This is a genomic window from Vibrio sp. J1-1 (assembly GCF_021728395.1).
Taxonomy (GTDB): Bacteria; Pseudomonadota; Gammaproteobacteria; order Enterobacterales; family Vibrionaceae; genus Vibrio.
This window is the reverse complement of the sequence record NZ_JAKKCM010000003.1, coordinates 26,724-45,211: the sequence shown is the minus strand read 5'-3', so window position 1 is coordinate 45,211 and position 18,488 is coordinate 26,724. Positions and strand designations below refer to the sequence as shown.

General features: G+C 45.9%; 15 protein-coding genes. 12 read left to right on the top strand and 3 right to left on the bottom strand.

Features of this window, described 5'->3' with window-relative positions; genetic code table 11:
- Window positions 1–314: 314 nt before the first annotated feature.
- Entirely contained in the window at window positions 315–779 is a 465-nt protein-coding gene (gene sixA / locus L3V31_RS05065) for a phosphohistidine phosphatase SixA (protein ID WP_237315046.1), read from the top strand.
- Window positions 780–843: 64 nt separating this feature from the next.
- Here sixA and smrB read toward each other — a convergent pair whose 3' ends face one another.
- Window positions 844–1,374, bottom strand: a complete 531-nt coding sequence (gene smrB, locus L3V31_RS05060; RefSeq protein ID WP_065300027.1) for an endonuclease SmrB — start codon at window positions 1,372–1,374, stop codon at window positions 844–846.
- Between the two features lie 62 nt (window positions 1,375–1,436).
- On the opposite strand from smrB, the gene prmB reads away from it, so the two are divergent.
- Window positions 1,437–2,369, top strand: a complete 933-nt coding sequence (prmB, locus tag L3V31_RS05055) for a 50S ribosomal protein L3 N(5)-glutamine methyltransferase (RefSeq protein WP_237315045.1) — start codon at window positions 1,437–1,439, stop codon at window positions 2,367–2,369.
- A gap of 192 nt (window positions 2,370–2,561) precedes the next feature.
- Entirely contained in the window at window positions 2,562–3,647 is a 1,086-nt protein-coding gene (gene aroC, locus L3V31_RS05050) for a chorismate synthase (protein WP_237315044.1), read from the top strand.
- Between the two features lie 63 nt (window positions 3,648–3,710).
- Here the strand turns inward: aroC and L3V31_RS05045 are convergent, their stop codons facing one another.
- A complete protein-coding gene (locus tag L3V31_RS05045) occupies window positions 3,711–4,334 on the bottom strand; it encodes a trimeric intracellular cation channel family protein (RefSeq protein ID WP_237315043.1) in 624 nt (207 codons plus the stop codon).
- A 263-nt stretch (window positions 4,335–4,597) separates the two neighbouring features.
- Here L3V31_RS05045 and L3V31_RS05040 point away from each other — a divergent pair, with 263 nt between their 5' ends.
- The 3 genes from L3V31_RS05040 to L3V31_RS05030 all read left to right on the top strand — a co-directional run bounded on the left by L3V31_RS05040 (window position 4,598) and on the right by L3V31_RS05030 (window position 6,081).
- Window positions 4,598–5,128: an elongation factor P hydroxylase gene (locus L3V31_RS05040; RefSeq protein ID WP_237315389.1), complete on the top strand. Its 531-nt coding sequence runs from the start codon at window positions 4,598–4,600 to the stop codon at window positions 5,126–5,128.
- Window positions 5,129–5,143: 15 nt separating this feature from the next.
- Window positions 5,144–5,407: a YfcL family protein gene (locus L3V31_RS05035; protein WP_237315042.1), complete on the top strand. Its 264-nt coding sequence runs from the start codon at window positions 5,144–5,146 to the stop codon at window positions 5,405–5,407.
- 149 nt (window positions 5,408–5,556) lie between these two features.
- Window positions 5,557–6,081 (top strand): NADPH-dependent FMN reductase, encoded by a 525-nt coding sequence (locus L3V31_RS05030; protein ID WP_237315041.1) that lies wholly within the window; start codon window positions 5,557–5,559, stop codon window positions 6,079–6,081.
- A gap of 187 nt (window positions 6,082–6,268) precedes the next feature.
- Here L3V31_RS05030 and mnmC read toward each other — a convergent pair whose 3' ends face one another.
- Window positions 6,269–8,287 (bottom strand): bifunctional tRNA (5-methylaminomethyl-2-thiouridine)(34)-methyltransferase MnmD/FAD-dependent 5-carboxymethylaminomethyl-2-thiouridine(34) oxidoreductase MnmC, encoded by a 2,019-nt coding sequence (gene mnmC, locus L3V31_RS05025; protein ID WP_237315040.1) that lies wholly within the window; start codon window positions 8,285–8,287, stop codon window positions 6,269–6,271.
- Between the two features lie 129 nt (window positions 8,288–8,416).
- Between mnmC and fabB the strand changes: the two genes are divergently transcribed.
- From fabB to accD, 6 genes are all read left to right on the top strand, one after another.
- Complete coding sequence (fabB, locus tag L3V31_RS05020; RefSeq protein WP_237315039.1) at window positions 8,417–9,628, top strand: beta-ketoacyl-ACP synthase I; 1,212 nt, start codon at window positions 8,417–8,419, stop codon at window positions 9,626–9,628.
- Between the two features lie 340 nt (window positions 9,629–9,968).
- Window positions 9,969–11,102, top strand: a complete 1,134-nt coding sequence (locus L3V31_RS05015) for a 4-phosphoerythronate dehydrogenase (protein WP_237315038.1) — start codon at window positions 9,969–9,971, stop codon at window positions 11,100–11,102.
- Entirely contained in the window at window positions 11,099–12,112 is a 1,014-nt protein-coding gene (locus tag L3V31_RS05010) for an aspartate-semialdehyde dehydrogenase (protein ID WP_237315037.1), read from the top strand. Before L3V31_RS05015 ends, L3V31_RS05010 begins: the two co-directional genes overlap by 4 nt.
- 218 nt (window positions 12,113–12,330) lie before the next feature.
- Window positions 12,331–16,425, top strand: coding sequence for a FimV/HubP family polar landmark protein (locus tag L3V31_RS05005; RefSeq protein ID WP_237315036.1), 4,095 nt, complete (start codon window positions 12,331–12,333; stop codon window positions 16,423–16,425).
- 124 nt (window positions 16,426–16,549) lie between these two features.
- Window positions 16,550–17,344: a tRNA pseudouridine(38-40) synthase TruA gene (truA, locus tag L3V31_RS05000; RefSeq protein WP_237315035.1), complete on the top strand. Its 795-nt coding sequence runs from the start codon at window positions 16,550–16,552 to the stop codon at window positions 17,342–17,344.
- Window positions 17,345–17,539: 195 nt separating this feature from the next.
- A complete protein-coding gene (accD, locus tag L3V31_RS04995) occupies window positions 17,540–18,466 on the top strand; it encodes an acetyl-CoA carboxylase, carboxyltransferase subunit beta (RefSeq protein ID WP_237315034.1) in 927 nt (308 codons plus the stop codon).
- The last annotated feature ends 22 nt before the right edge of the window (window positions 18,467–18,488 follow it).

The following is an 18,488-nucleotide window of genomic DNA, read 5'->3' as shown; positions in this document are numbered from 1 at the left end:
GCGCGTCGACAAATACTGCTCCCTGCGTTTTTGTTATTCGTAAGACTACTGCATAGGCCCATCGCTTTTGCGTATGGGGTAGGACTGTTTGAAGGAATGCACTGAGTTCATGGCATAGCCAAAGCGGTGATGAACTGAGTATATTCTTTTTTAATAGATTGTTAAGAAAGTCGCTATCTTTGGCAAGCTAATTGGTATAATGAACAGATAATTATATCAGTATTTATGTTTCGACATTATTAAAATTAGCCCCGAATATCTTATAAAGATAGCAGTCAACCTTTTGGTAGCGTTAGCTATCCATAGGAAATAACATGAAAATATTCATTATGCGTCATGGCGAAGCCGAACACTTTGCGGATTCTGACGCAGCTAGGCAACTGACCCAAAGAGGCAGAGATGAGTCACAAGCTGTCGCTCGAGCGTGCAAAGAACAAGGTTGTGCTCAATTCGACAAAGTACTCGTGAGCCCGTACGTTCGTGCTCAACAAACCTGGCAAGAAGTCAGCGAACACTTTTCGGCCCAAAGTATTGAAACGTTCGAAGAGATCACGCCTTACGGTCAATCTGAATGCGTGTACGACTATGCCAATGCACTCATTGAAGTCGAAAAGCTTGAGTCGTTACTCTTTGTTTCCCATTTACCGTTAGTCGGATATTTAACGGCAGAATTTGTAAGAGACATGGCACCACCAATGTTCCCGACATCCGGATTGGTTTGTGTCGAATACGATCCTCAAACCCAGCAGGGTGAGGTGTTGTGGAATATCACGCCATAAGCGTTGAACCAAATTTAAGTAAAAGGCAGGGTTATCCTGCCTTTGTTGTTATAGAAAGAATCTTTTACTTCTCGGGAATAGAGAGAAGGACGAGCAGCGCGCCGTCACCCCCAAACTCTAAAGGCGCTTGGTGAAAGGCCATCACATCAGGGTGTTGAGCCAGCCATAGTGGCGTTTTTTGTTTGAGGATATGCTTGCCAATACCGTGCTGTACACAAGCACAGTGAATTTCGTTCTTTACGCAGTAAGCGATCATCGCGCCTAATTCGCGCTTTGCTTCCTGCTGAGTCATACCATGCATGTCGAGGAAGACGTCAGGCACATAGACGCCGCGACGCAGACGTTTTACCTCATAGGTGGAAACGTCGTCACGTGCATAGCGAGTCGGCCCTTCTTCATTGAGAAGAGGGACAAACTCATCAGAAAAGTAAAATTCTGAATCACTCGCTTCGCGGTTTGAGCGTTTGATTTCTTTTTGCTTAGTATTTTTTTTTGGTTGCTGGATTATGGTATCCTGTCGCAACTTTTTTACGCCCTGTACTGCTTCCTGAAACAAGGCGAAATCGTCATCGTGTTCGGTGTCTTTTTTGCTCATTAGGTAAACAAATTCATTAATAAATGTTATTAGCAGTATTGTAGCGCTTTTCGGAGGCAATTTTGGATAAGATTTTTGTAGAAGAAGCGGTATCTGAGCTACATACCCTTCAAGATATGATTCGTTGGACGGTAAGCCGCTTTAATGCAGCAAACCTGTTTTACGGTCATGGTACTGATAACGCGTGGGACGAAGCCGTGCAGCTTATCCTGCCAACGTTATACTTGCCGATCGATGTGCCTCCACACGTATTGAACTCTCGCCTGACAACCAGCGAGCGTATGCGCATTGTTGAGCGTGTAGTAAAACGCATCAACGAGCGCACACCTACCGCGTACCTAACTAACAAAGCATGGTTCTGCGGCCTTGAGTTCTTCGTGGATGAACGTGTACTTGTGCCGCGTTCTCCAATCGGTGAACTGATTCAAGCAGAATTCCAACCTTGGTTAGTGGAAGAGCCTGTTCGTATCATGGACATGTGTACTGGTAGTGGTTGTATCGCGATTGCTTGTGCTCACGCATTCCCAGATGCAGAAGTCGACGCTATCGATATTTCGACTGACGCACTGCAAGTGGCTGAGCAAAACGTTCAGGATCACGGCATGGAACAGCAAGTATTCCCAATGCGCTCGGATTTGTTCCGTGACTTGCCGAAAGAGAAATACAACCTGATCGTGTCAAACCCTCCATACGTGGACGAAGAAGACATGAACAGCCTGCCAGACGAGTTCACGCATGAGCCAGAGCTTGGCCTTGCTGCGGGTACTGACGGCCTGAAACTGGTTCGTCGCATTCTGGCTAATGCGCCTAATTACCTAACAGACAATGGAATCCTGATTTGTGAAGTTGGTAACTCAATGATTCATATGATGGAACAATACCCACAGATTCCATTTACTTGGATTGAGTTTGAAAACGGTGGCCACGGCGTATTTATGCTTACTCGTGATCAATTGGTTGAGTGTGCGGAAGAGTTCAAACTGTACAAAGACTAAGATAATCCCCGCAATAAACCTTTAAAACACCGAGCTTAGTGCTCGGTGTTTTTTTATGCGTAATTCATCAGGATTAAGTGAATATTTACTCTTTACATCAAAACGTAATAGAGCCACTATGAATCCACGAAGAATTGATAAGCAGTTGCGCCTCGATTTGATAAGGCGTGGCGACAATAACTTGAGGAAGTAATGGCAGGAAACAGTATCGGACAACATTTCCGAGTGACGACATTCGGGGAAAGTCACGGTATCGCACTGGGATGTATCGTTGACGGGTGCCCGCCGGGGTTAGAGATTACAGAAGCAGATCTGCAAATCGATCTAGACCGTCGTCGTCCTGGCACATCACGTTACACTACGCAGCGTCGTGAGCCGGATGAAGTAAAAATTCTTTCAGGCGTGTTTGAAGGTAAAACAACAGGCACATCAATCGGTCTGTTGATCGAAAACACAGATCAACGCTCGAAAGATTATTCTGAGATCAAAGATAAGTTCCGTCCAGGGCACGCAGATTACACTTACCATCAGAAATATGGCATTCGCGATTACCGTGGTGGCGGCCGTTCGTCAGCTCGTGAAACCGCAATGCGTGTTGCGGCAGGTGCGATTGCGAAAAAATACCTGAAGGACGAATTCGGCGTAGAAATCCGCGCTTACCTATCACAAATGGGTGATGTGTCTATCGACAAAGTGGACTGGGATGAAATTGAAAACAACGCATTCTTCTGTCCTGATGTTGATAAAGTTGAGGCGTTTGACCAGCTTATCCGTGATCTGAAAAAAGAAGGCGACTCCATTGGTGCGAAGATTCAGGTTGTCGCAACCAATGTGCCTGTTGGTCTTGGTGAGCCAGTCTTTGATCGTTTGGATGCCGATATTGCGCATGCGCTGATGAGCATTAACGCAGTGAAAGGCGTTGAAGTTGGTGATGGTTTTGATGTCGTAAACCAACGCGGCAGCCAGCACCGTGACACGCTTTCTCCACAAGGTTTTGGTAGTAACCATGCTGGCGGTATTCTTGGTGGTATTTCTACAGGCCAAGATATTGTGGCAAATATTGCGCTTAAGCCAACCTCAAGTATCACGGTCCCGGGTGATACAATCACCAAACAAGGCGAGCCAACTCAGTTGATCACCAAAGGTCGTCATGACCCATGTGTTGGTATCCGTGCGGTACCGATTGCTGAAGCGATGCTGGCGATTGTTGTGATGGATCATTTGCTTCGTCACCGTGGTCAGAACTTTGGTGTGACGACAGAGACGCCAAATATTTAACCATTGTTTTGAATACAAAAAGGTTGCCTTATTGGGCAACCTTTTCTTTTTAATCTTGCATGTTTAGTGAAGCGAGCTTTCGGTTTCCAAATGGAAGGATGGCAAGCGCCATTTAAATCGAACCGCTGCCATACGTAACACATAGCCAATCACCAGCGTAACGATGGTTGCAGTAACATCCGGCACGTTAAACTCTAATAATACTAAGTACAGCCCTGAAGCAATTAAGGCTACTGATGCATAAAGCTCTTCATGCAGCACTAACGGAGTCTGACGGCAAATCAGGTCACGAAGTAGCCCGCCAAATACGCCAGTTACTAATGCAGACACCATACAGATACCAGGGTGCAGCCCCATATCTAGCGCGATTTTAGTTCCGATGATACTAAAGACGATCAAGCCTAGCGCATCGAGACGAATAAAAAGACCTTTTAACTTGATCACCCACTTCGCTAGCCCTGTCGTTAGGATCCCAGCAAGACAAGTGATGGCAAGAAACTCTGGGTTTTTTACCCAGCCGAGCGGATAGTGCCCAAGCAAGATGTCACGCACGGTACCGCCACCGATTGCAGTTGCACTCGCAACCAACATAACTCCAAACCAATCCATTTTTCTTCGTCCGGCACTTAACGCACCAGTCATGGCTTCAGCCGTGATACCAATGACATACAACACACTTAGCAGCATAAGGGACACTCAACATCAAATACAACAAGGTTTGAAACGATGGGAAAGTGCAACAAACCTATCACTATGCTCTAATCATCTGAGAGCATAAAATATTGCGAGAGTGTAGTGGGAAATGTGATCTGTGGCGAATGAGAAATTGTATGGAGTAGCATGGTTTCAGATTAATCCAGCTAATAACCAAAGCTGTTGTGTGGCTTTACGAGCTGGATAAAAATAGCGACAATACGCAGCGTATCCCCGGATGAACAACAGAATCGATGATGACCCACGACTATCAAGACCTTATCACCTTATTTAACAACACATTCCTTGCGTCTTTTAATACGAAACTAGAGCTGGGTGGTGATGAGCCAATTTACCTTCCTGCTGATAACGATCACCCGCACCATCGGATTATTTTTGCTCGTGGTTTCTATGCGTCTGCACTTCATGAAATCTCGCATTGGTGTGTGGCGGGTCCTGAGCGTCGTTTGTTGGAAGATTTTGGTTATTGGTACGAGCCGGATGGCCGAACTGCTGAGGTTCAGGCTGCGTTTGAGAAAGTAGAAGTCCGTCCTCAGGCATACGAGTGGATATTGTCTAAAAGTGCTGGCTTCCCTTTTACCGTCAGTTGTGACAATCTACACGGCGATTTTGAACCAGATAGACTGGGTTTTATGCATAAAGTGCATAACGAAGTGTTAGGTATTCTGGAAACAGGGTTGCCGCTACGAGTGAAAATGCTATCTGACGCATTACGCTCTTTTTATCAAACTAAGCCGCTGGAAGCGTCTGACTTTATCGTTAAATAACCTCAGAGATACACCATGATTATTGAATTTGAAGAAAAACTACTGGAACTGATTGATGCTCGAGTTGAAACAGCATCAGATGACGAGCTGTTTGCTGGTGGTTATCTGCGTGGTCACATCTCTCTATCTGCAGCATCGTGTGAAGACAAAGGCATCAATGATATTGAAGAGCTGAAAGCTCGCATCGCCAACAGTTTAGAAGAAGCCCGTACTGAGCTAAGCCCATCAGATCGCATTATTGTTAACGATCTATGGCAAGAGTTACAGGCTCAAGCTTAATTATTCCCACCCCATTTCTATTTGTTTCGAAGTAGGCTGGCGTATCTACTTCGAAAAATTTGAATCTCTGCGTAAAATTTTTGTGGTTGTTGGCAAACTGTTTAACTTTTATTCTGATTGGCATAAAGAGTGAACAAAAGGATACAACCATGAAAATTGTCGCATTTGGTGCTTCTACCAGCTCAACGTCAATCAATAAAGTACTTGCTACTTACGCCGCCAAACAAGTCGAAGGCGCACAGGTCAATGTATTGGACCTAAACAACTTTCAAGTTCCGATGTTTAGCGAAGACACAGAGAAAGAGATCGGTCAGGCAGAGGGCGCAATTGCTTTCCTTAGAGAACTAGAACAAGCGGATGCCATCGTCGTTTCATTCGCTGAGCACAATGGTTCATATACTGCAGCGTATAAAAACCTGTTTGACTGGGCTACGCGTATCGAGCGTAATGTATTTCAAAATAAGCCAGTTGTTTATCTAGCCACATCCCCGGGCCCTGGTGGCGCGCAAAGCGTACTGGCTGCGGCGACAGGTTCTGCTCAGTTCTTTGGTGCAGACGTGAAAGCGTCTTTGTCAGTGCCAAGCTTCTACGATAATTTTGACCCAGAAACGGGTGTAAGCCTAAATGCAGAAATCGCAGAGCAAGTGAAACACGCTGTTGCTCAATTGGCATAAAGCCGCCTAGGTCTCTGTTACGATTTTAGTCATTCTCGGAATGACACTCGTGTTTGGTGAGTGGTATGAGCTCCCACAGCTCGTTAAGCACGGTCATTCCTATCAGATAGCGTGGTCAGGTAGTCTCTAATAACACGTCGTTATTATAAGCTCCCTGACCACGCTTTTTGTCTCTACCACCACTTAACTAAAGTTCGGTAATCGCCTTACCTTTACGCAGTTTACGAACCCACATCCGACTTGGATGCAATTCAGCTAACACGTCCACAGGCAATGGCAGTGGGTCACCACAAATTTGTGAAGCCAGCAGTTCAGCCATCAGTGGTGCAGAGCTTAGCCCGCGAGAGCCTAATCCCAAGAAGCAGAACAGGTTAGGGTAGTGGTGAATCGCTTCGACTTCTTCTTCCTTCTTACCTTGCAAGTCTGTGTACTGCTTTTTGATCGCCTCAAAATCTCCCACGTTCCCTATGAATGGCAGATGATCACGACTTACACAACGAATACCTTGGCGTGAAAAGTTGCCAGTTGTGTCGACGTCGTTTACCCATGTCTGATTGGGTACGCATTTGATTATCTTGCCGGCATTGTCTTGCTGCGCTTGGGGATCAAACTCGTAATCCAAGTGGCTGCGATCGTAACTCGCTCCAATACAAAGTTGTTGATTGTTTGGATTTACAGGTGTCATGTAGCCGTCGTAACAAAGCACGGTTTTCAGTTTAGATAGCGTTTCTGTTGCTGGCGCGTGGCTTACCTGGCCTTTAACTTGTCCCAGCGGCAGATCGGCAGTTTGGCTCAAAGTCTGGAACTCATGACCATTGGCAATCACGACTGTCGAATGCTCAAACGTTTGACCATTTGATGTCAGTGTCCAGCTTTGGCTCTCGTCACTCCACGTGAGAGCTTCTATTTTGTGCTCAAACTTGGCTTCGAAGTTGCCAGTTTTTTCTAGCTGTGCGATCAGTCCACGCGTTAACTCGGCAGGACAAAGCCAACCTCCCAAGGGGTAGTGCACTGACGGCATATCGATAGGTAAGCCAATGGTTTCAGACGTTTCTTCTGCTGAAAGCTTGTGGATGAGATCGGGCGTGAAGCTGCCTTCTAATATCCTTTCTAACTTGGCAGTGGATTTTTCATCCCACATCAGTTGGGTAACACCGCACCAATTATGGTCAAAACTGACTTCTTCCGCCGCTTGTTCTATAAACTGACGCGCGAACAGAAATGCCGGCGCAAAAACACGAGAAACGCCGGTATGGGGACCATTAAGTAGTGGATAAACAGCGCCTTGGCGGTTGCCCGATGCACCTTCTGCTGGTCGAGCATCTTGGCAATACAGTGTGACGTTTTGACCACGACGGCTCAATGTTTTTGCCATGGCTGCACTTGCAATGCCACCACCAATGATCGCAATTGAATCAGATTTGCTTGCCGCCGTTCGGTTAAACCATGGTAAGTGATTTGAGTGCGCTTGACGCTGTTCCATTGCGCCAGCAATCATTTCGCGCTTGGTACCAAAACCTTTTACTTTCGACATGGTAAAGCCAGCTTCGATCAAGCCGCGACGTACAAAACCTGCTGCAGTAAAGGTCGCAACAGTACAATCTTGTTTAGCCAGTTTTGCCATGCCGTTGAATAAATTCTGATTCCACATCTCAGGGTTTTTACTTGGTGCAAAACCGTCCAGGAACCAAGCGTCAACTAAGCCAGTTTCACCATAAGGCACTTGTGGTATGCAGTCTTTGATATCACCAAACCAAAGGTCGAGAGTGATTGCGCCATCTTCTAATACGATTCGGTGACACTCCGGTACCGCTGCTGGGTAATGCTTTTGCAGCTTCTCGGCATACTCTGCCAGTTCTGGCCAAGCTTGGTGGGCTTTTTGAAGATCAGCTTGGCTGAGAGGATATTTTTCAAAGCTGACAAAATGCAGTTCTTTTAACGTCGCTTCAGGGTTTTCACGACGAAATTCATTAAACCACTGCCATAGCGCTAGAAAGTTTAATCCAGTGCCAAATCCGGTTTCGCCGATGACAAAGCGTCTTTGGTCAAACTCCTGCCATCTTTCTGGGAGATGATTTTTTTTGAGGAAAACGTAGCGTGTCTCTTCAAGACCGTTTACGTTAGAGAAGTAAACATCATCAAATTGGTCAGAAACTGGCGTACCAGATTCGTTCCAACCCAGTTCTGCGTTTTTTATTGAAGTCATATTGGTTGTAATTCTGTGATTTGGCGCGGTAACAATAGGACGATTGTACGAATTTATAGGAAAGCTGACCACTTTTGTTGACTATCTTAGTTATTATCTAGCGGATTTTTGAATTATAGGAATGTCATAATGAAACGAGTCGTAATCACCGGTATGGGTATTGTTTCAAGTATCGGTAACAACGTCGAAGAAGTTCTAGCGTCTCTTAAAGCGGGCAAATCTGGCATCACTGCATCTGAGCAGTTCAAAGAACACGGTCTTCGTTCGCAAGTATGGGGTGATCTGAAGATCAACCCTGCGGAACACATCGACCGTAAACAGATGCGCTTTATGGGTGATGCGGCTGCTTATGCATACCTATCAATGCAGCAGGCAATTGAAGACGCTGGCCTATCTGACGATCAGGTTTCAAACGATCGTACTGGTATTGTTGCTGGTTCTGGTGGTGCTTCTGCGTTAAACCAAACACTAGCAACAGATACAATGCGTGAGAAAGGCGTGAAGCGTATTGGTCCATACATGGTTCCACGTACTATGTCTTCTACTGTTTCTGCATGTCTGGCTACGCCATTTAAGATTCGTGGTGTGAACTACACAATGAGTTCAGCTTGTGCGACTTCTGCACACTGTATCGGCCACGCTATGGAGCTTATCCAGCTTGGTAAACAAGACATCGTATTTGCAGGTGGTGGCGAAGAGCTAGATTGGTCTCAAACTATGATGTTTGATGCAATGGGCGCACTGTCTACCAAGTACAATGAGACACCAGAAAAAGCCTCTCGTACTTACGATGCGGATCGTGACGGTTTCGTTATCTCTGGTGGTGGCGGTATGCTGGTTATTGAAGAGCTAGAGCATGCACTAGCACGTGGCGCGAAAATCTACGGTGAGATCGTAGGTTACGGTGCGACTTCTGATGGCTACGACATGGTAGCACCATCAGGTGAAGGTGCTGTTCGTTGTATGAAGATGGCAATGCAAGACGTTGACCATATCGATTACATCAACACACACGGTACATCTACACCAGTTGGTGACGTGAAAGAGCTTGGTGCGATTCAACAGCTATTTGGTGAAAGCAGCCCTGCCATCTCTGCGACAAAAGCGATGACTGGTCACGCACTGGGTGCGGCTGGTGTTCACGAAGCGATCTACTCAACGCTAATGCTAGACAACAACTTCATTGCTCCAAGCATTAACATTGAAAACTTGGACGAAGCAGCGAAAGGTCTGGATATCGTGACTGAAGCTCGTGATGCAGAGATCGATACGGTAATGTCAAACAGCTTTGGCTTTGGCGGTACTAACGCAACGCTAGTTATCAAGAAATACCAAGGTTAGTCAGAACACAACTAATCGAAATTGTTGGGGCCTTTCGTCAGAAGAAGTTATGTCCCAACAAACCAGTTTCCAGAGCTTGATCAGTTTAACTGGTCGAACAGACGCAGACTTTATCCCAAGGAGAGCGGGATAAGATCCTTTTGTTCTGGAACTTTGCCCGGCTTAATGCCGGGCTTTTTATTTTATGCTCAAACAACGACGAGACGTTTAGTTCTGAGAACTCGGGTAGTACCTCCTGCGAGGAGGCTTGAAGTCATTTGGGTATATTTCTTGAGATTTCTCGGGAAAAAGGCACAATCACTGCAATTTTTAAAAAATGGATCTTAATAACGCTGGCGCTATGAAAATTATTGTTGATGAAAACATGCCGTACGCTGAAGAACTGTTCAGCCAGATCGGTGAAGTGACTCTAAAATCGGGCCGTTCACTGACGGCTGATGATCTGATTGATGTCGATGCACTCATGATTCGCTCAGTGACCAAGGTCAATGCTGAGTTGATCAGTAAAGCAAATAAACTGAAATTTGTTGGTACCGCGACTGCGGGTATGGATCATGTTGATCAATCACTTCTAAAAGAAAAAGGTATTTTCTTTACTGCAGCGCCGGGCTGTAACAAAGTGGGTGTTGCAGAGTATGCGTTCAGCGTAATGATGGTATTGGCGCAGCAACAAGGTTTCTCTGTCTTTGATAAAACCGTAGGGATTATCGGAGCAGGGCAGGTTGGAAGCTACCTGGAAAAATGCTTAAAAGGCATGGGCATCAACGTGTTGCTTAATGATCCCTTCAAGCAGGAAGAGGGTGACCCGCGTAGTTTTACGCCACTTGAAGAGCTGATTGCAACATCCGATATCATCACCGTGCATACGCCAATTACTAAAGCTGGCAAGTATCCAACACATCATATGTTTGATGAAGCCGTATTAAACGGTTTACGAGCGGATCAAATTCTTATCAATGCCGCGCGAGGTCCAATTGTTGACAACAGCGCATTAAAGCGTCGATTAGAGAAAAATGATGGCTTCACCGCGGCTCTGGATGTCTTTGAATTTGAGCCAGAGGTTGATATGGAGCTTCTGCCTCTGCTAGCATTCGCCACCCCTCACGTTGCAGGCTATGGTCTGGAAGGGAAAGCTCGCGGTACAACAATGATTTTCAATAGCTACTGTGAGTTCTTAAATAACGAATTACGTGCGCATGCCAGCGATTTATTGCCAACCGCGCCAGTGCCAACCATGATGTTGGACAGAGCATGGGATGAAGCAACACTGCATAACATCACACAGTTAATCTATGATGTGCGTAAAGATGACGCACTTTTCCGTCGCGAAATCGGTAAGCCGGGTGCTTTTGACCTGATGCGCAAAAATTACTGGGATCGCCGCGAATACAGCGCTGTCACTCTAATGGGTAATGAATCTTGCAATCTTGCACCATTAGCAGAACTAGGTTTTCAGATTGAGGTAAGTCAATGAGTCAACAATACAATGTTGCCATTTTAGGCGCGACCGGTGCGGTCGGTGAAACAATTTTAGAAGTGCTTCAAGAGCGCAAATTCCCAGTAGGTGAACTGTACCTTTTGGCGAGTGAGCGTAGCGAAGGCAAGACTTACCGCTTTAATGGTAAAACCATACGCGTACAAAACGTAGAAGAGTTTGATTGGTCGCAAGCACACATCGGTTTATTCTCTGCTGGTGGTGACCTATCAGCAAAATGGGCGCCAATTGCCGCTGATGAAGGTGTTATCGTTATCGATAACACATCGCACTTCCGTTACGAGTACGATATTCCATTAGTGGTTCCAGAAGTAAACCCGGAAGCCATTGCAGAGTTCCGCAACCGCAACATCATTGCGAACCCAAACTGTTCTACTATCCAAATGTTGGTAGCACTAAAACCAATCCATGATGCTGTGGGTATAGAGCGTATTAACGTTTCTACTTACCAATCCGTGTCAGGTGCTGGTAAAGCGGGTATTGATGAGCTTGCAGGTCAAACCGCTAAACTACTGAATGGTGTACCAGCTGAAACCAAACAGTTTTCACAGCAGATCGCGTTTAACTGTATTCCACAGATCGACCAGATGACGGATAACGGCTACACCAAAGAAGAAATGAAAATGGTGTGGGAAACGCAAAAAATCTTCAATGATCCAAGTATTACCGTAAACCCAACGTGTGTTCGTGTGCCAGTGTTTTACGGTCACGCGGAAGCACTGCACATTGAAACTCGTTCGCCAATCGATGCGCAAGAAGTGATTAATCTTCTTGAGCAAACTGAGGGTGTTGAAGTATTCCACGGTGAAGACTTCCCAACTCAAGTTCGTGATGCGGGTGGTAAGGACCACGTTATGGTTGGTCGTATTCGTAACGATATCAGCCATCACAGCGGGATTAACTTATGGGTGGTTGCGGATAACGTACGCAAAGGCGCAGCAACGAACGCAGTACAAATCGCAGAAGTACTTATTCGCGATTACTACTAAGCTCTGGGAGTTTTATCCCTCCTGATATGGGTTGACACTAAGGCCTCGCATCATGCGGGGCTTTTTTTGTTCTATTAGTGAGTAATTGTGTGAGATTAGTACGAATATGGTCAATGCCACACATTTTTTACGCCTAAAGCTATAGTTTTGCTTGGTATATCCGATATATTTAACTGATCACCATTTCAAATTGTATCAAGCACAAAACTGAGCCTTCTATGCGCCAAATTTATAAGCGTTTGTTAACAACCTTAGTGTTAATAAGCGCGACTCAGACATCGTCAGTGGTTCAAGCCGAAGGAATTCGTCTTGTTGGACCTTCAGGTGAAGTGCAATCATCTCCTAGCTATGCCGAAGAGATTGAAAGAGCATTACCCGCTCCTCCTGCAAATTCTCAGCCTTCTCGTTTTATCGGGCCTACAGGTGAAAATCAAACCTTGTGGTCGATCGCGTCTCAAGTACGGCCATCTCGCAATGTGACCGTTCAACAAACGTTGCTTGCTATTTATCGGATCAACCCTCAGGCATTTGAAAATCAAAATATTCACGAACTGATACCGGGAAGCAGGCTTCGTCTTCCTTCCTTGGAGCAAGTTCAAAGTGCGAGCACACAGCAAGCCGTCGCTATCATGAAGGCGCATGAGGCAAAACTCAAACAGGCCAAGTCTGTCAGTAAGCCAACAGCGGTTGAGCGCGTAAAGCAGCAACCAACAAGCCCGCAAGTTAAGCAACAACCAGTTTCATCTCAACCAGGCACGGGCACGCCTGTTAAAGCTGAGCCTGTTAAGGCAAGTGAACCAATTGCTGCTGTTCCGCCAGTCAATACGTCTGCAAAAGGTGAGCTGCAGGTCACTGAACTAAAGAGCAAACTGCAAGGTTCTCAGAGTGACCTTACATCGCTGGAAGAGAAAAATCATCGTTTACGTCTGATGCTGTCAGAAGTACAAAGCGAAGTTGAGACGCTGAAAAATGAACTTAACGATGAAGAGCGTATCCGCTCCGAAGTTGAAAAACTGTTGGCAGAAGAGCGTCAGCGTTCTGATGAGCAGCAGCGCATGCAGCCATCTGCATTAGACAAATTTTTATCTAATGGCTGGCTTGTGGGACTAGCGGCTCTTATTCCGGGGGCGTTACTTGCGTTCTTAGTGGTCATGCTACTTGGTCGTCGAAACAAAGAACAAGAAGAGCCAGTTGCACAGCAGCAACCACCAGCGGTTGATCCACTAGCGGCACCAATCGGTTTGGCCGCAGCGGATGAGCTCGAAGAAGAATTGAATCTGGATGACGATCTCTTTGCTGATGATGAGAGCGACAGTTCTTCTAAGAAAGAACGTGCTCCTGAACTAGAAGACGATGTTTTTGCTGGCCTCGAGGATGAAGATCTTGATTTCAATCTAGAAGGTGATGATGGTAAAGACCCATTCGCTGGAATCGGTGACGATGGCGACCTTGATGTCGGCTTTGACGAGTTTGATTCATCGACAAACGGAATAAAAGTCAATGGCGAAGAGAAAGCGCTTAGTCTTGAAGAAATGGAGCGAGCGTTAGACGAAACGTCGCCGGAACTTGAAGTCCTTGATGAACCTGACTTTGATCTGTCGGAAGGTGGCAGTGAGGAGTTTGAAAAAGAGGATGTCTTCGCAGAATTATTAGCCGACGACACATCGGAAGACGAAGCTGGTAGCGCGCAAATAGACCAAGCGACACTAGACGAGCTCTTCGCTGAACTCGATAGTAATGATCTTGACCTAGATACTGATTCACCAACGGCGGCTGAAGATGCCTTTGCAGCCGGTGAAGCATCTGATGATGAAATTGACAATCTGCTCGCTCAATATGAGCAGTCCGACGCGCAAACGCCTGATCCCGCAGTGGAACCGTCGCTTGAGCCCAATGAGCAGGAGAGCAAGACAAAGATCGATGAGGTTGGTTCTTCTAAGGTAGACGACAGTAGTTTTGATTTGTCTGATAGCACTACCGATATTGATGAGAGCAGCACGGACTTGTTGGATGAACTTATCGATTTTGATGACGAAGAGTCAGAGGATGAGTTTGACCCACTTAACGAACTGGAATCATTGTCAGGCTTTGGTGATGAGGAGTTCGAAGAGTTAGACGCTGACAGTGTCGACTTACTCGATGAGTTGATCGACGATGAGGTTAATCTTGAGTTAGAAGATGAAGTCGCTAGTGAACTCGATCCGTTTGATGACCTAATTCGTGAGGATGAAGCGCCAGAAAATGAGCTTAACCAGAGAGAAGAGGACGATTTACTCGCATCACTGGGTTTCGATGACTTAGATGATTCGCCATCAGACAATGCTCAGGACCAGCCGTTACCACCTACGCAAGCCGCTCCAGAGCAACCTGTTGAGTCTGATGTTGGGCTTGAATCGGACTTAGATATTGATGCACTTCTTAATGAACATCAGCCAGAGCTTGTGCAAGAATCTGAGAATCAAGAGCCTGCCGAGCCAGAGAGTGAAGCATCTGTTAGCGATGAATTGCTAGAAGATATTGAAGATATCTCTCTCGAATACGATCCTTTGATGCGTGAGTTGGATGAGCTTTTTGAGTCAAGTCACGATGACTTGAGCTCCGAAGGTCAAGACATCAAGGCTGAGTCTTCTGATCTGGATTTGTTGACTGGTGAGCAAGATGAATCGCTAAATACTGAAGAAAAGGAATCTGAGCCCGAATTTACACCAACACCGAATGCCGTTGAAAATGAATTTGGAATGCCGCTCGAAGAGGACTGGTTGCTGGATGAAACCGAGCCTGAGTCCGAAACAATACAGGAACTAGAGCCTGTTGGTGCAACTTCCGAAGAAAGTGATGACGACGAAGTTCTATTTGATGAATTAGAGCTGCCAGAGTTCAGCGAAGAAGACGCCTTGGCTTCCATGGCGGATGAGCCGGAGCTAGCAGAATCTGAAAGCGAATTACCTGCAGCGAGCTCAGAAACTGACGATGAGTTTGAATTTGATGAATTAGAGCTGCCAGAGTTCAGCGAAGAAGACGCCTTGGCTTCCATGGCGGATGAACCGGAGCTAGCAGAATCTGAAAGCGAATTACCTGCAGCGAGCTCAGAAACTGACGATGAGTTTGAATTTGATGAATTAGAGCCGCCAGAGTTCAGTGAAGATGACGCCTTGGCTTCCATAGCAGATGAGCCGGAGCTAACAGAATCTGAAAGCGAACTACCTGCAGCAAGTTCAGAAGATGACAATGAGTTTGAAATTGATGAATTAGAATTGCCAGAGTTCAGCGAAGAAGACGCCTTGGCATCCATGGCGGATGAGCCGGAGCTAACAGAATCTGAAAGCGAACTACCTGCAGCAAGTTCAGAAGATGACAATGAGTTTGAAATTGATGAATTAGAATTGCCAGAGTTCAGCGAAGAAGACGCCTTGGCTTCCATGGCGGATGAGCCGGAGCTAACTGAATCTGAAAGCGAACTACCTGCAGCGAGTGCTGAAGCTGACGATGAGTTTGAAATTGATGAATTAGAACTGCCAGAGTTCACTGAAGATGACGCTCTTGCTTCTATGTCTGATAGTACGGCGCAAGATTCAAAAACCCCCGTCAGCCCTAAAATTACGCTGAAAGCAGACAACGATCATGATGCATTGTTTGAGGTGTTTGCTCAGCAGGGTAGTTTTGAAGAAGAACCAGAGCCGACTCAAGCTATTCAAGAACCAAGCAATGCTGGTTTGGCTGAGTCTGATATGGAAAGTCTGTTATCTGAAAAGGGCGAATCTGAAGCTTTTGAAGGCCAGTTAGATCGCGACACGATAGACAGTGCAGGTATGGACTTCGAGACCATGTTTGATATCGGTGACGATTGGGAAGGCTTTAAAGCACCGATTGATAATACCGTGACCGAAGCGGAGGACGTACCTGAAGATCAGCGAGATATTTGGGACTCAGAAGAGGCTCTGAGCCAACCCGAAATCGCTGAAGAAAACTGGGAACAGCAAACGCCCCTAGACGATTTTGATCCTAAGAAAAGTCAGTTCATGACCATTGATGAACTAATGGCGCAGGTCGATAACGAAAGTGCGGAGTTTGAAGAAGAAGAATTGAAGCTGGATGTCGGGTTAAACGAGTTTCCTGATGTGATTGGTGACATCACTGATGCGGATGTTGACTCCAATGCAGAAGGCGCAGGGAAACTGGATTTGGCTAAGATATATCTAGAAATGAACGATCCTAAAGGGGCAATTAAATTGCTAGAAGAGGCCATTGTATACGGTGAAGATGACATTCGCCGTGAAGCTAAGAACCTCATCGATACCATTAATGGTCGATAAATCAATAGGGGTGGCGCGAGCCGCCCTTTTTGTCTCTGTTAGCTAAGTCATTCTTGCTGAAACTGGCAACTAGAGGTGAGTTGGGTATATACTTCCCGCCCCATTTTAGAGTTCGAAGGTTAAGATGAGAATCGCATTAGGTATCGAGTATAACGGTACAAACTACTTTGGTTGGCAACGGCAGAGAGACGTAAAAAGCGTCCAAGAAGAGCTAGAAAAAGCATTGTCTATCGTTGCAAACCACCCTGTAGAAGTGCAATGTGCAGGTCGTACTGATGCAGGTGTACACGGCACTGGACAAGTTGTCCACTTTGATACCAACGTAAATCGAAAAATGGTGGCTTGGACGATGGGCGCAAACGCGAACATGCCAGGTGATATCGCAGTTCGCTGGGCAAAGGAAGTATCAGACGATTTCCATGCTCGATTCTCAGCGACAGCGCGTCGTTACCGCTACATCATTTTCAATCACGCGTTACGTCCGGGGATCTTAAATTCGGGTGTCAGTCACTATCATGGTGCGCTGGATGAGAAAAAAATGCACCAAGCAGGGCAGTTTTTGTTGGGAGAAAATGATTTTTCATCATTCCGAGCTGCTCACTGCCAGTCTCTCAGTCCGTTCCGCAATATGATGCATTTGAACGTGACTCGACATGGTGATTATGTTGTCATTGATATTAAAGCGAACGCTTTTGTTCATCATATGGTGCGCAATATTACAGGCAGTCTGATAAAAGTTGGACGTGGCGAAGAAAACCCCGAGTGGATTAAGTGGTTGTTAGAGGCAAAAGACCGCAAACTTGCCGGCGCGACCGCAAAAGCAGAAGGCTTATATTTGGTCGATGTTGATTATCCGCAAGAGTTTGATTTACCTCGTGTACCGATCGGCCCGTTATTTTTACCAGATAATTTGAACTAAATTTACAAACTTGCTTCAAAATATCGGTAGTTTACACTGAAAGTGTACGGAAACTATGCGCTATTTATGATAACAAAAATAGGTACAACCAGTTTTTTATCTACAGTAGCTGCAAGATATGGTTTAATCCGTCGGTGTTATTTCGAATTTATATCTTTCGCAATGAAGCGGAAGAGTTGAGAGAAAAGGTCTTCCATGAGTTGGCTTGAAAAGATTTTAGAAAAAAGCAATCTTGTAAGTTCACGTAAAGCTTCTATCCCAGAAGGTGTGTGGACGAAATGTACCTCTTGTGAGCAGGTTCTTTACCATGCTGAACTGGAGCGTAACTTAGAAGTATGTCCTAAGTGTAACCATCACATGCGTATGAAAGCGCGTCGTCGTTTGGAAACATTCTTGGACGAAGGTAACCGTGTTGAACTTGGTTCTGAGCTTGAGCCTCAAGACAAGCTGAAGTTTAAAGACTCGAAGCGTTACAAAGAGCGTATTTCAGCAGCTCAAAAGAGCAGCGGTGAGAAAGACGCATTGGTTGTAATGCAGGGTGAACTACTAGGTATGCCTCTGGTAGCTTGTGCGTTTGAGTTCTCTTTCATGGGTGGCTCAATGGGCTCTGTAGTGGGGGCTCGCTTTGTTAAAGCGGTAGAAGCTGCAATCGAGAACAACTGTGCACTTGTTTGTTTCTCAGCAAGTGGTGGCGCACGTATGCAAGAGGCATTGATGTCTCTAATGCAAATGGCGAAAACCAGTGCAGCACTTGAGCGTCTATCTGAAAAAGGTCTGCCGTTCTTCTCGATCCTAACCGACCCAACAATGGGTGGTGTATCAGCAAGTTTGGCAATGTTGGGCGACATCAACATTGGTGAGCCTAAAGCCTTGATTGGTTTCGCTGGTCGTCGCGTAATCGAGCAAACTGTACGTGAAGACCTTCCAGAAGGTTTCCAACGCAGCGAGTTCCTGCTTGATCACGGTGCTATTGATATGATCGTTGATCGTCGTGAAATGCGTCAGCGAGTGGGTGGTCTTATTGCTAAGATGACTAACCACAAGTCTCCTTTGGTTGTTTCGGTTAACGAATCTCCAAATGAAGAGTCATATTCTGTACCAGAAGCGGACGAAAAAGGGTAAAGTAACAACTAACATAAAACCA

What these genes read in the sequence shown, in the direction of transcription:
- fabB (WP_237315039.1), top strand. Translation starts at nt 8,417, where the DNA reads ATGAAACGAGTCGTAATCACCGGTATGGGTATTGTTTCAAGTATCGGT.
- L3V31_RS05010 (WP_237315037.1), top strand. Translation starts at nt 11,099, where the DNA reads ATGAGTCAACAATACAATGTTGCCATTTTAGGCGCGACCGGTGCGGTC.
- L3V31_RS05045 (WP_237315043.1), bottom strand. Translation starts at nt 4,334, where the DNA reads ATGCTGCTAAGTGTGTTGTATGTCATTGGTATCACGGCTGAAGCCATG.
- L3V31_RS05040 (WP_237315389.1), top strand. Translation starts at nt 4,598, where the DNA reads ATGACCCACGACTATCAAGACCTTATCACCTTATTTAACAACACATTC.
- aroC (WP_237315044.1), top strand. Translation starts at nt 2,562, where the DNA reads ATGGCAGGAAACAGTATCGGACAACATTTCCGAGTGACGACATTCGGG.
- truA (WP_237315035.1), top strand. Translation starts at nt 16,550, where the DNA reads ATGAGAATCGCATTAGGTATCGAGTATAACGGTACAAACTACTTTGGT.
- L3V31_RS05005 (WP_237315036.1), top strand. Translation starts at nt 12,331, where the DNA reads ATGCGCCAAATTTATAAGCGTTTGTTAACAACCTTAGTGTTAATAAGC.
- L3V31_RS05015 (WP_237315038.1), top strand. Translation starts at nt 9,969, where the DNA reads ATGAAAATTATTGTTGATGAAAACATGCCGTACGCTGAAGAACTGTTC.
- sixA (WP_237315046.1), top strand. Translation starts at nt 315, where the DNA reads ATGAAAATATTCATTATGCGTCATGGCGAAGCCGAACACTTTGCGGAT.
- accD (WP_237315034.1), top strand. Translation starts at nt 17,540, where the DNA reads ATGAGTTGGCTTGAAAAGATTTTAGAAAAAAGCAATCTTGTAAGTTCA.
- smrB (WP_065300027.1), bottom strand. Translation starts at nt 1,374, where the DNA reads ATGAGCAAAAAAGACACCGAACACGATGACGATTTCGCCTTGTTTCAG.
- L3V31_RS05030 (WP_237315041.1), top strand. Translation starts at nt 5,557, where the DNA reads ATGAAAATTGTCGCATTTGGTGCTTCTACCAGCTCAACGTCAATCAAT.
- L3V31_RS05035 (WP_237315042.1), top strand. Translation starts at nt 5,144, where the DNA reads ATGATTATTGAATTTGAAGAAAAACTACTGGAACTGATTGATGCTCGA.
- mnmC (WP_237315040.1), bottom strand. Translation starts at nt 8,287, where the DNA reads ATGACTTCAATAAAAAACGCAGAACTGGGTTGGAACGAATCTGGTACG.